Origin of the sequence: Methylobacterium brachythecii (genome assembly GCF_014196345.1) — a bacterium.
GTDB classification, from domain to species: Bacteria; Pseudomonadota; Alphaproteobacteria; order Rhizobiales; family Beijerinckiaceae; genus Methylobacterium; species Methylobacterium brachythecii.
On sequence record NZ_JACIDN010000005.1, the window covers coordinates 336,065 to 347,723 of the forward strand.

Consider the following 11,659-nt stretch of genomic DNA (forward strand, 5'->3'; position numbering starts at 1 on the left):
CGCTGTCTCCGGACGCGCAGCGGCCATACTCCGGGAACATGGAGCGTGGCCGTTTCGTTGATCGGCTGCCCGGACGAGCACGATCGGGCAGCGAACCACTCAGGGAGTCGTCCATGAGCTTTCTCGGCAGCATCGTCAGCAAGATCCTCCACCCCTTCGGTGGCAGCTCCGAAGCCCAGGCGGCCCCCGCCGACGCACCCGCGGCTCCCGCCGGCGGCTCGGACGCTCCGGCTTCGACCGGCGGCAGCGCCCCGGCCGCCGCTCCCGGCTCGATCGACATCGAGGCGAACCTCGCCAAGCTCGCCGCCGACAATCCGCAGAAGCTGAACTGGAAGACCTCGATCGTCGACCTGTTGAAGCTGATCGACCTCGATTCCAGCCTGTCGGCCCGCCAAAAGCTCGCCGACGAGCTGCACTACACCGGCGACAAGAACGATTCCGCCACGATGAACGTCTGGCTGCACAAGCAGGTGATCAAGAAGCTCGAAGAGAATGGCGGCAAGGTGCCGGCCGACCTCAAGGATTGATTTTTCCGTAGCGTTTTCAACGAGGCCCGGTGTGAAAACGCCGGGCCTTTTTTCGTGGCGCTCTTCCCTTCCCCTTGTGGGGAGGGACCAAGGGTGGGGGTGGTTCCGCCAGACACCGATGGAGGCAAGCGGCAACAACTCCAACTCCAACTCCTCCCCGCAAGGGGGAGGAGAGGCCCTCACCGCCCTGTCCGTATCCGCGTCCACAACCGCGTCACGAACCGCTGTGTGTTGTCCGGCCACGCCGTGTTGACCACGAGCCGCTGCAGGGTCGCATCGTCCGGGTAGATGCCAGGATTGGCCAGAATCTCCGGCTTCACCAGCTTCTTCGCCGGCAGGTTGCCGCTGGCATAGGAGACGAAGTTCGTGTTCGCCGCCGCCACCTCGGGCCGCAGCATGTAGTTCAGGAAGACGTGCGCGTCGGCGGCGTGCGGCGCGTCCTTCGGGATGGCGAAGGTGTCGAACCACATCTCCGCGCCTTCCTTCGGAATCACGTACTCGATCTTGACGTCGTTCTTGGCCTCTTCCGCGCGCTTCCTCGCCTGGAGCACGTCGCCCGAATAGCCGACGGCCACGCAGATATCGCCATTGGCGAGCGCGTTGATGTATTCGGAGGAGTGGAACTTCCGCACCGAGCCGCGCACCTTGTAGAGCGCGTCCGTGACCTTCGAAATGTCGTCCCAGCGCTTGGGGTCCATCTTCGGCCCGAAGAAGGGCAGGATCGATGGGATCAGGTCCTCGGGGCTGTCGATCATCATCACCCCGCATTCCTTGAGCTTGTTCATCGTGCTCGGGTTGAGCACGAGGCTCCAGGAGTTCGGGGCCGCGTCGGCACCGAGCCGCTCACGGACCATGCCGGCGTTGAACCCGATGCCGGTGGTGCCCCACATGTAATCGACGGCGAAGACGTTGCCCGGGTCGTAGGCCTGCAGCCGTGCCGCGATGTCCGGCCAGACGTTGCCGAGATTGGTCAGCTTCGCCTTGTCGAGCGGCTGGAACACACCGGCCTTGATTAGTCGCTGAAGGAACGGCCCGGAGGGCGCCACCACGTCGTAGCCAGACTTGCCGGCCAAGAGCTTCGTCTCGAGCACCTCGTTGCTGTCGTAGGTGTCGTAGACGACCTTGATGCCGGTCTCCTTGGTGAAGTCGTCCAGCACTTTCGGGTCGATGTAGTCCGACCAGTTATAGATGTTGATCACCCGCTCAGCGGCGCGAACCGGTCCGAGCGCCAGCGCGCCGAGCGCGAGGGCCGCGAGAACGATCCGGCCGAGAGCGGGGCTTTTCATCGCACCGACCGCGTGGCGACGATGACGATCTCGACGAGATAGGCGGGGGTGGCGAGCTTGGCCTCGACGGTGGCACGGGCAGGGGGCTCGTTCCGGTCGACCCAGGCATCCCAGGCCGCATTCATCTCACCGAAGCTGGCGATGTCGGCGAGGTAGATCGTCGCCGTGAGGATGCGGCTCTTGTCGCTGCCTGCGGCGGCGAGCAGGGCATCGATTTGGCCGAGCACCTGCTCCGTCTGCGCGGTGACGCCGGCACCCTCCGGTTGAGCTGCGACCTGCCCGGCGAGATAGACCATGTCGCCGTGGGCGGCGGCCTGGCACATGCGCGGGCCTTTTTCGAAACGCTCGATCGTCATCGCGGGGGAGGGACCTCTTCAGGAAACAACGCGCGTTGTGTGGAGCCTTGGGGCGGGTCCCGTAAAGGGGCATTTCGCGCCTCACACGGTGCCTGCCGCATCGCGGCACAAATTCGCAGGCACGCGCAACTCCGAGGGCAGGCTCCGCGTTCTGCGATCACGCTACGGCCAAGTCGCATCCTGCGAGGCCGCGTTTTGGCTCACCTCGGGGACACTTCAGCCATGGGCATTCTCTGGACCATCATCATCGGCTTCCTCGCCGGTGTCGTCGCGAAGTTCATCATGCCGGGCGACAACGAGCCGTCGGGCTTCATCCTGACGACGATCCTCGGCATTGTCGGCGCCTTCGTCGCTACCTTCCTCGGCCAGGCGCTCGGCTGGTACGGCCCGAACCAGGGCGCGGGCTTCATCGGCGCCGTGGTCGGCGCGATCGTCGTGCTCTTCATCTACGGCTTCGTCGCCAGCCGGACCCGCTCGACGTCGCTCTGACGTCAGCAGACAACATTTCGAACTAAGAAGGGCGCCGGATCCATTCCGGCGCCCTTCTTAGTTTCCGTCGTTGCGAGCCGAAGGCGAAGCAATCTAGGGCCACGGCCTGAACCGTCGGCTTGTTGGCCCCGGATCGCTTCTGCGCTCGCGATGACGATGGGTTGGCTCAAACCTCAGCGCCATCTCCGGAAATCGCCTTGACCGGGCAATGCCCCGTGGCACCGCGCACGGCGAGGCCGACACCGACGACGAGGGCGGCGAGGCTCAGCCACTTGTTCGGGCGCGGCTGGGCGGCCGCCGCCGCGATACCGAGCCCGAGCGCCACCGATACGGCCCGCTCGGTGAACCCGATATTCGGCTCGCCGCTGAAAACGTCCTCGATCAACTCATTCGCCATCGGGCGTGCGCTCCTGATCCCATGGTGATGCTCCCGCGACGCGGGACATCGGCCGTCACGCCGGGCGAACGCGGGCCAGGCGGGAGCGTTCCCCGGCGAGCCGCCGAGGCAGCCATGCCGTCGCTCAGAAGAGAGGAAGACATGCACCCATCCGACCCAACCCCCTGAGGTTGGTGGTGGGAGGAAGTTTTACGCCGCGCCCGACGCCTGCCGCTCCGCGATCAGCGCATCGTCGATCTCCCGCGCGCGAACAGCGGCGAGGCGGCCGTAGAGCCGGCCGGCATAGGCCTCGAAGGAGGGCCGCTTCGGAATCGTGCCGAACTGCATGCCCCAGCCGAGATGCGCGCCGACGTAGAGATCGGCCGCGCTGAAGCGGTCACCCGCGAGATATTCGGTCCGCGAGACCGCGCCGTCGATCGTCTCGAGCACAGCCTCCAGAGAGCCGTAGCCGACCATGCCGCGCATCTGCGGGTCGTCCGGCACGTGGACCTTGAGCACCTTGTTGACGACAGCCGCCTCCAGCGGGCCGGCGGCGAAGAACAGCCAGCGATAGTAGTCGCCGCGCGCCTGGCTGCCTGAGGCTGGTGCGAGCCCAGCTTGCGGGAAGGCGTCGGCGAGATAGGCGCAGATCGCCGCGCATTCCGTCACCACCGTCCCGTCATGGACGATGGCCGGCACCTTCCCCATCGGGTTGATGGCCAGATAGGCGGGCGACTTGTGGCCGCCGCGAAAATCCAGAATCTCCGTCCGGTAGGGCTGCCCGACCTCCTCCAGCATCCAACGCGCGATCCGGCCTCGGGACATGGGGTTGGTGTACAAGACGAGGTCGCTCATTCCGGGGCTCTCCTCTAGTGATTGGTTCCACGCTCTCGACCGGGCATGGACGGACACAGCATAAGCCGCTGCCTTCCTATCGCGATGACGATCGGAAGGCGCCTCTGCCGACAGCCTCACTGGAATTTTCTTCTCTCAGGCACGAAACGTAGCCGCGCCAAGAAGCCGGACCCTCAACGAAAAAAGCGCGGCCCCGAGGGACCGCGCTTCATCAGATCGGCAGTGCGAAAGCCTTAGTCGCGGTCGCGGCGCGGGCCACGATCGCGGCGGGGGCCGCGGTCACGGTCGCTGCGGGGCTCACGCTCCTCCGGCTCAGGCTCGCCGCGAGCGGCGCGCTCGGCCTTCTGCTTCTCGGTGAGGTCCTCGCCGGTCTCCTGGTCGACGACCTTCATCGAGAGGCGGATCTTGCCGCGATCGTCGGCGCCGAGGAACTTCACCTTCACCTTCTGGCCTTCCGAGACGACGTCGCCGACCTTGGCGACGCGCTGCGGGGCGAGCTCGGAGATGTGGACGAGGCCGTCCTTGGCTCCGAAGAAGTTCACGAAGGCGCCGAACTCCATGATCTTGACGATGGTGCCGTCGTAGATCGTGCCGGCCTCGGGCTCGGCGACGATGGAGCGGATCCAGTTATAGGCCGCCTTGATCGCCTTGCCGTCCGAGGAGGCGATCTTCACGATGCCGGTATCCTCGATGTTGATCTTGGCGCCCGTCTTCTCGACGATCTCGCGGATGATCTTGCCGCCGGTGCCGATCACGTCGCGGATCTTGTCGGTGGGGATCTGCATCGTCTCGATGCGCGGCGCGTATTCGCCGAGCTCTGGACGAGCAGCGGTCAACGCCTTGGCCATCTCGACCAGGATATGCGCGCGTCCGTCCTTCGCCTGGGCGAGGGCGACCTTCATGATCTCCTCGGTGATGCCGGCGATCTTGATGTCCATCTGGAGCGAGGTGATGCCCTCGTCCGTGCCCGCCACCTTGAAGTCCATGTCGCCGAGGTGATCCTCGTCGCCGAGGATGTCGGACAGAACCGCGAAGCGCTCACCCTCGAGGATGAGGCCCATGGCGATGCCGGCCACCGGACGGCGGAGCGGCACGCCGGCATCCATCAGCGACAGCGAACCGCCGCAGACCGAGGCCATCGAAGACGAGCCGTTCGACTCGGTGATCTCGGAGACCACGCGGATCGTGTAGGGGAACTCGTGCGCCGGCGGCAGCACGGGCCGGATCGCGCGCCAGGCGAGCTTGCCGTGGCCGATCTCGCGGCGTCCCGGCGAACCCATCCGACCCGTCTCGCCGACGGAGTAGGGAGGGAAGTTGTAGTGCAGCAGGAAGCGCTCCTTGTAGGTGCCTTCCAGCGCGTCGATGAACTGCTCGTCCTCGCCGGTTCCGAGCGTGGCAACGACCGCAGCCTGGGTCTCGCCGCGGGTGAACAGGGCGGAGCCGTGCGCGCGCGGCAGGATGCCGACCTCGGACACGATCGGGCGGACCGTCGAGAGATCACGACCGTCGATGCGGGACTTGGTGTCGAGGATGTTCCAGCGAACGACCTTCGACTGGGCCTCCTTGAAGGCGGCCTTGACCTTCTCAGGCGAGAACTTCTGCTCGCCCTCGGCCGGGCAGAGGGCGGCAACCACCTTCGCCTTCACGGCGTCGACGGCAGCGTAGCGCTCCTGCTTGACGGTATTCTTGTAGGCGTCGCGCAGCTCGGCCTCGCAGACCTCGAGCACGGCCTTCTCGGCATCGGCGTTCTCCGGCGGGGAGAAATCGCGCGGCTCCTTGGCGGCCTTCTCGGCGAGGCGGATGATCGCCTCGATGACCGGCTGGAAATGCTTGTGGCCGAACATCACGGCGCCGAGCATCACGTCCTCGGAGAGCTCCTTGGCCTCCGACTCGACCATCAGCACGGCGTCGGTGGTGCCGGCGACGACGAGGTCGAGGCTCGACTCTTCCTTGGTCTCGGCGACCAGCGGGTTCAGCTTGTAGCTGCCGTTAATGTAGCCGACGCGGGCGGCGCCGATCGGGCCCATGAACGGGATGCCCGAGAGCGTCAGGGCGGCGGAGGTTGCCACCATCGCGACGATGTCCGGATCATTCTCGAGATCGTGGCTGAGCACGGTCACGGTGACCTGGGTGTCGTTGCGCCAGCCTTCGATGAAGAGCGGACGGATCGGGCGATCGATCAGGCGGGAGACCAGGGTCTCCTTCTCCGAGGGACGGCCCTCGCGCTTGAAGTAGCCGCCCGGGATGCGGCCCGCGGCGTAGGCGCGCTCCTGGTAGTTCACGGTAAGCGGCATGAAGTCGATGCCGGCCTTCGGCTCCTTCATGGCGACCACGGTGGCGAGCACGGTGGTCTCGCCGTAGGTGGCGAGCACGGAGCCGTCGGCCTGGCGGGCAACCTTGCCCGTCTCGAGGACGAGCTTGCGGTCGCCCCACATCAGCTCTTCGCGTTGTACGTCGAACATTCTTTTCCTGCCTTCATGCATACGGTCGGGCGTGCCCGGCGCCGCCAGAGGCAAGACGATCAGCGACTCCCGTCATCGGAAGCCGCTGATGATCCTGCCCTGACCGTCGCGCCTCGAAGCGGCCCGTCAGGTTCGGCCGGCCGGACCCATATCCGGACGGCCCTTGGCAAAACGCGGCCCCGTTGTGGCGGAGCCGCGCATCGTTCGTCTTAGCGGCGGATGCCGAGGCGCTCGATCAGCGAGCGGTAGCGCGGCTCGTCCTTGCGCTTGACGTAGTCGAGCAACGAGCGGCGCTGCGAGACCATCTTCAGGAGGCCGCGGCGGGAGTGGTTGTCCTTGCCGTGGGTCTTGAAGTGGCCGGTCAGGTTGGTGATCCGCTCGGTGAGGATGGCGATCTGGACCTCCGGCGAACCGGTATCCTTGCCACCCGTGGCGTATTCCTTGATGAGCGCGGTCTTGCGCTCTGCCGAGATCGACATCGCTGGCCTTTCGGGTTGTGGTGTGTCGGAGAAGCGTCCGCCTCGTGAGGCAGGCTTCGAGCCTGCGGCTCGGCCGATGCCGGGATGTCGTCCAGCAGGGTCGTGCGCAAGCGGTTCAGGCCCCGCCCGAAGCCGGGTCGAGGCGGGCGGATACATACACGAAACCGGGGGAAGTGCCAGAGGGTGCCGCGTGGGGCTAAGGCAACACCCGCGAGCCGGCTTCAATCACCCGATTGACGCCACCTCCGCGCCCCCCTAAACGATGCCCCACGTTCGAGCCCCGGCCTTGAGCCCGGCCCGCACGCCCAGGTGGCGGAATTGGTAGACGCGCTGGTTTCAGGTACCAGTCTTGCAAGAGGTGAAGGTTCGAGTCCTTTCCTGGGCACCATCAGCTCACTAAGTAGCTGACCCGCAAAAAGCATTGATCTACAAGAGGCTTATCGCGGTCCGACTGTACAACGGACCTGCACAACATGCCCCTTGCGATGCCACGGCCGATGAAGCGTCCCGGTTCCTCATTCCATCAGTTCGTGCAGCGCATCCCCGCTGACGTGATCGGCAAGGTCCGGGGGATGACCCTCACGATCCCTGTCGGTGAAACTGTTGTGGTTCGGCGGATTTCCGCAGCGACGCCCGACGTGCGCATCTCCCTCGGCACCCGCGACGACAACGAAGCGAAGCATCGGCACGCGGTTGCGACCGGCTACCTGCAAGGCGTCTGGCGGGCGGTTCGTGAAGGGCCACGTAGGCTGACCCACAAGGAGGCCGTAGCGCTCGCTGGCGAGGCCTACAGCGCCTGGACGGAAGCTTTCGAGGACGACCCTGGCCCACCGGAAATGTGGGCACAGGTGACCGCTCACAACGTCCAGGCGGATGCCGGGACCTTCGGCCGTGCGGCCTTCTTTATTGGGCCGGACGAAGGGCGTCGGGCACGGAGCATGGAGGAACGGTTCGGGCGCGGGGCTGACGCGGTGCTCGCTCGGCACGGGCTCATCGTTGATGCCGACAGTCGCGCGCGTCTGATCGACCAGATCGGCAGGGCCATGCTGCAGGCTGGCGAAGCAAACTTCGCGCGGGCTGATGGCGACTACTCACCCGATCCGGCAGCCGTACGCTTCCCTAAGTTCGACACCGTCCGGTCCGAGCCGGCCAAGCCTGCCCCCAGCGGGGTCACGATCGGTGATCTCCTCAACAAGATGTCGGCCGAGCGGAACCACGCGCCGAAGACACGCAGCGAGTGGACACGGGCAGTCCGAAGCTTGACTGACCACGCCAAGGTAACTGACCCGGCTGCCCTCACCACGCCCATGGTGGTGGCCTGGATGGACAGTCTTGTGACCCAAGGGCTCAAGGCGAAGACGATCAACGACGTGTACCTTGCAGCCGTGAAGGCCCTCTTCGCGTGGGCTGAGGTCCGCATCGGCAGCAACCCGGTGGCCAAGGTGCCTCGGATCAAGCGGAACGACGAGGAGAGCAACGAACGCGGCTACACGCTCGCGGAGGCCGAGACCGTGCTTCGGGCCGCCCTGCTGGAGAGCAACCCCGCTCGGCGATGGCTGCCGTGGCTCATGGCCTACTCGGGGGCTCGGGCAGGGGAGATTGTCCAACTGCGTCGGCAGGACATTCGGCAGGAACCGGAGAGCGGCGTCTGGTATCTCGACTTCAACCCCGAGGCGGGGCGCCTCAAGAACAAGCCTTCGCAGCGGGTGGTGCCCCTGCATCCCCACCTTATCGAGATGGGCTTCGTGACGTGGGCGAAGGGGCAGGCGAACGAGCGGTTGTTCTACAGGGAACGTGCTGGGGGCGCCCCCGCTGGGCGGCGAGACCCGAAGTCGGTGACGATCAATCGTGTCGGTGACTGGGTTCGCGATGACGTGGCTGTTGCCGCCGTTCGGGCGGGAGAGGTCGCGCCGAACCACGGCTGGCGGCATCGCTTCTCGACCGAGCTGGTGAACCTTGAGGTTCCCGACACAACCCGCAAACGCCTCACAGGGCACCGGCTGGACGGTGAGGACAACCGCTACGTGGGCAAGATCGTGATGGAGCGCCTACACGCTGCCGTCGCCAAGCTGCCGAGGTACGTCACCGACCACGTCGATTGATAGTGCAGGGGCTTCCCGCGGGGTCTCGGGGCAGCGGTGCGTCCATCAGGCCGAACAATCTGCCGGCCCGCTGGCGCCCGTCAGTAGCTGCCCCGCAGGTCATTCACCCCCGCAGGGGCTGCCAAACCCGCATTATGCGGGGTGTAGGGAGTGCGGGTCCTTTGCCCCTCGGGCTTTCGCGACCAAGAAATCCTCAAGCTCGTCCATGTCCACCTTCGCGTACCCCAGATGCTCCGCCATCTGTTTGAAGCTGTGTTCTCCGAGGTAGCGCTGAAGAGCCTCGCCCATCTCGTCGGTGTGCCGGTGGGCGTGCTTCCCGAAGGCCTTTCCGAGCTTGTCCACCATGCCGTCGATCATCGCCTCCCTCATCTCATCAGTGAACTCCCGCTTCTCCCCACGATCCGCCTCCAGGGCCTCCCGGTAGCTCTCGAAGACCGCCGGAACGTGATCGTTCGTGAACTCGTCGATCTCCCCGTACCGGGTCTGTAGGCGCCTCCAGAGCATCCGCATCTTCTCGACGCTCCGTCTCCCCAACCGTGACGCCTCCACGATGGCGTCCACCGTCATGCGCGGTTTGCTCGTCTCGCCAATGCACACCAGCCGCCACGCTGCTTCGTTCCGTTCCGACTTCTCAAGATTGAGGTGGACCCGGCTGTTGAGCCTGTAAGCTTCGCGGATGGCCTCATCGATGGTGCCCGTGAAGTGCCCCACGGGGATGCCTTCGGTGATCCCTGCGGCCTCGTAGGCCGCTCGGCGGTGGTGCCCGTCCAGCACGTAGAAGGACCACCCGACCGCGTAGACCACGATCGGCTCCAGCACCCTCACATGGGCCGGCATCGTGTCGAGCTGGTGCACAAGGGCCTCGACGTGGTCCCTGTAGTGGGCACCGTCTCGTTGGCTTCCCTGCCGGGGCTGGAAGACGGCCGGACACGTCTTGATCTCCCCCAGCCGGAGGGTGGTCGGCTGGTCTTTCGGTGAACCCTTGGCAGCCTCCCTCTCCAGCCGTTCCTTCTCCTTGGCGAACCCCTTCGGCGCTCCTTGCGTGCTGATCATCGCCCCCCCTTCGTGTCGCTGACGGATGAAGCTGCGGACGCCTCGCCTGCCCCCGTGGGAGGAGATGCTGCTGTTCCCCCTTGGTTCTCCCGCCGTGCACCGATGGGTGCTTCTCTGTTGGTCATCGTGTGTCTCCTGAAGGTGCTGACGAGCATGGGCAGGTGCCGACCAAAAGGCCTGCCGAACTTCGTCTCGTGTTGATGGGATGCCTCGCGCCAACTGATCACGAAAGGCGAAGCTGTGATGCCGCGGCCGGGCCGTCGTCTCGACCTAGGGAGGGGCGCTGCGGCAGTCGGACAAGTGCAGTCACTGCACCGATGAATACGGACGCCCCTTACGGGTCGGCATCCGGAATGTATCCCTGGAGGTGGAACGTATTGTTCGGTGCAGTCACTACACCTGTGCTGCCGGCCGGGTTGGTGAAGTGAGGATCACGTGCAGCGGGCCGAGATAGACCAGCAACTCGTGGTCTTCGGCGTAGCATCCCCAGCGGCGCCCTTCAGGATGTGGGAAGCCGGGAGAGGCCCCGCCGGACAGTCGTTCCGCCCACACAGCGCCCAACGGGCAGCTTAAAAACAGAGTTCGGTTCGACACTTCCAAGATCGTTTTGAGCATTAGAGCACCGTCCCCCTTCTAAGCTTGGTGAGCCTATGGTCTAGCTTGCCGATTTGGCTTTAGTCAAGCGTCTATTGTTCCCACATCTGGAACGAATACTCGACAGCGACGACGTCGCTCCTTTGATCTATTGCCCGTTCTGTCCCTCAAGCTGCTCCAGAAGTCGCGCAACGCTCGTCGGGTGCCACCGAGAACCCCTCGCCGTGGTGATGCCGCGCTCGTTCAGGGCGCTCGCGATCCCCGACAGGCTCGTGGTGCCGGCCGCCCGCAACTCTTCCACCAGCGGAGCCATCAGGGCACCCCGCGAGGCCGCCTTGCCCTGGCGGGTCTCCAGCGCCTTCGCCCGGTCCTCGGTGCTCGGCCGGTAGCCCCTGAAGCCGCCCAAAGTTGTCCCTCTGTCCTTCGCTGCGGCGAGGGCGGCCTTCGTGCGTGCCCCGATCATCTTCCTCTCGGCCTGCGCCACGACAGCCATCATGTGCACGACCATCTCATTGGCCTCGGGCATGTCGGCAGCCACAAACTGCACTCCAGCCTTCTCCAGCCCCGTCAGGAAATGCACGTCCCGAGAGAGGCGGTCGAGCTTGGCGATGATTAGCTTGGCCCCGTAGAGCCGGCAGGTGGCAACGGCCCTGGCCAGCTCCGGGCGGTCGTCGCGCTTGCCGCTCTCGATCTCGGTGAACTCGGCAACGAGCTGCCAGTCGCCCCCGTTGAGGAAAGCGTGGACCGCGCTGCGCTGCGCCTGAAGGCCGAGACCGGACGACCCTTGCTTGGCAGTGGAGACACGGAAGTAGGCGACGAACTTGCCCTTAGCCACAGCTTCACATTCCTCTCATCGAACGTTGAGAGAAAAGTAAAGTGCGTAGCTTGGTCAGGTCAACCCCGGAAATCAGGGTGGGGCGGACTGTGTTTCGATCTTAAGTGAACCGCAGTGCCCCCAAGCTCTAAGCTCTGGACGCTCGGCCTTCGACCGTCATTACAGCCTCGCTGCCCGGGGAGACTATCGCACCAGCCGGGTGCAGCACTCCCGTGCGCACTGCCTTCTTTCGGGTGCCAAATCCG

General features: G+C 65.4%; 11 protein-coding genes and 1 tRNA gene. 4 read left to right on the forward strand and 8 right to left on the reverse strand.

What is annotated here, in order from left to right; all coding sequences use genetic code 11:
- Positions 1–113 precede the first annotated feature (113 nt).
- Positions 114–527 (forward strand): DUF3597 domain-containing protein, encoded by a 414-nt coding sequence (locus GGR33_RS15225; protein WP_183506644.1) that lies wholly within the window; start codon positions 114–116, stop codon positions 525–527.
- A gap of 179 nt (positions 528–706) precedes the next feature.
- Here GGR33_RS15225 and GGR33_RS15230 read toward each other — a convergent pair whose 3' ends face one another.
- Both GGR33_RS15230 and GGR33_RS15235 read right to left on the reverse strand, forming a co-directional pair.
- Positions 707–1,813, reverse strand: a complete 1,107-nt coding sequence (locus tag GGR33_RS15230) for a polyamine ABC transporter substrate-binding protein (RefSeq protein WP_183506646.1) — start codon at positions 1,811–1,813, stop codon at positions 707–709.
- Complete coding sequence (locus GGR33_RS15235; protein WP_183506648.1) at positions 1,810–2,169, reverse strand: RidA family protein; 360 nt, start codon at positions 2,167–2,169, stop codon at positions 1,810–1,812. Before GGR33_RS15235 ends, GGR33_RS15230 begins: the two co-directional genes overlap by 4 nt.
- Positions 2,170–2,391: 222 nt before the next feature.
- Here GGR33_RS15235 and GGR33_RS15240 point away from each other — a divergent pair, with 222 nt between their 5' ends.
- Entirely contained in the window at positions 2,392–2,658 is a 267-nt protein-coding gene (locus GGR33_RS15240; RefSeq protein ID WP_183506650.1) for a GlsB/YeaQ/YmgE family stress response membrane protein, read from the forward strand.
- Positions 2,659–2,824: 166 nt separating this feature from the next.
- On the opposite strand, the gene GGR33_RS15245 is transcribed toward GGR33_RS15240, so the two are convergent.
- The 4 genes from GGR33_RS15245 to rpsO all read right to left on the reverse strand — a co-directional run bounded on the left by GGR33_RS15245 (position 2,825) and on the right by rpsO (position 6,830).
- The gene (locus GGR33_RS15245; protein ID WP_183506652.1) at positions 2,825–3,055 is read right to left on the reverse strand and encodes a YgaP family membrane protein; all 231 of its coding nucleotides are present in this window, start codon (positions 3,053–3,055) and stop codon (positions 2,825–2,827) included.
- Between the two features lie 189 nt (positions 3,056–3,244).
- Entirely contained in the window at positions 3,245–3,889 is a 645-nt protein-coding gene (locus tag GGR33_RS15250; RefSeq protein WP_183506655.1) for a glutathione S-transferase family protein, read from the reverse strand.
- 233 nt (positions 3,890–4,122) lie between these two features.
- The gene (gene pnp / locus GGR33_RS15255; RefSeq protein ID WP_183506657.1) at positions 4,123–6,351 is read right to left on the reverse strand and encodes a polyribonucleotide nucleotidyltransferase; all 2,229 of its coding nucleotides are present in this window, start codon (positions 6,349–6,351) and stop codon (positions 4,123–4,125) included.
- A gap of 209 nt (positions 6,352–6,560) precedes the next feature.
- Positions 6,561–6,830 (reverse strand): 30S ribosomal protein S15, encoded by a 270-nt coding sequence (rpsO, locus tag GGR33_RS15260; RefSeq protein WP_183506659.1) that lies wholly within the window; start codon positions 6,828–6,830, stop codon positions 6,561–6,563.
- A 303-nt stretch (positions 6,831–7,133) separates the two neighbouring features.
- Between rpsO and GGR33_RS15265 the strand changes: the two genes are divergently transcribed.
- Positions 7,134–7,218: transfer RNA gene (locus tag GGR33_RS15265), tRNA-Leu, on the forward strand.
- Between the two features lie 109 nt (positions 7,219–7,327).
- A complete protein-coding gene (locus GGR33_RS15270) occupies positions 7,328–8,932 on the forward strand; it encodes a site-specific integrase (protein ID WP_183506661.1) in 1,605 nt (534 codons plus the stop codon).
- A 132-nt stretch (positions 8,933–9,064) separates the two neighbouring features.
- Here GGR33_RS15270 and GGR33_RS15275 read toward each other — a convergent pair whose 3' ends face one another.
- Both GGR33_RS15275 and GGR33_RS15280 read right to left on the reverse strand, forming a co-directional pair.
- Positions 9,065–9,985 (reverse strand): ParB/Srx family N-terminal domain-containing protein, encoded by a 921-nt coding sequence (locus GGR33_RS15275; protein WP_183506663.1) that lies wholly within the window; start codon positions 9,983–9,985, stop codon positions 9,065–9,067.
- A 742-nt stretch (positions 9,986–10,727) separates the two neighbouring features.
- Positions 10,728–11,414, reverse strand: a complete 687-nt coding sequence (locus GGR33_RS15280) for a recombinase family protein (RefSeq protein WP_183506665.1) — start codon at positions 11,412–11,414, stop codon at positions 10,728–10,730.
- Positions 11,415–11,659: the final 245 nt, after the last annotated feature.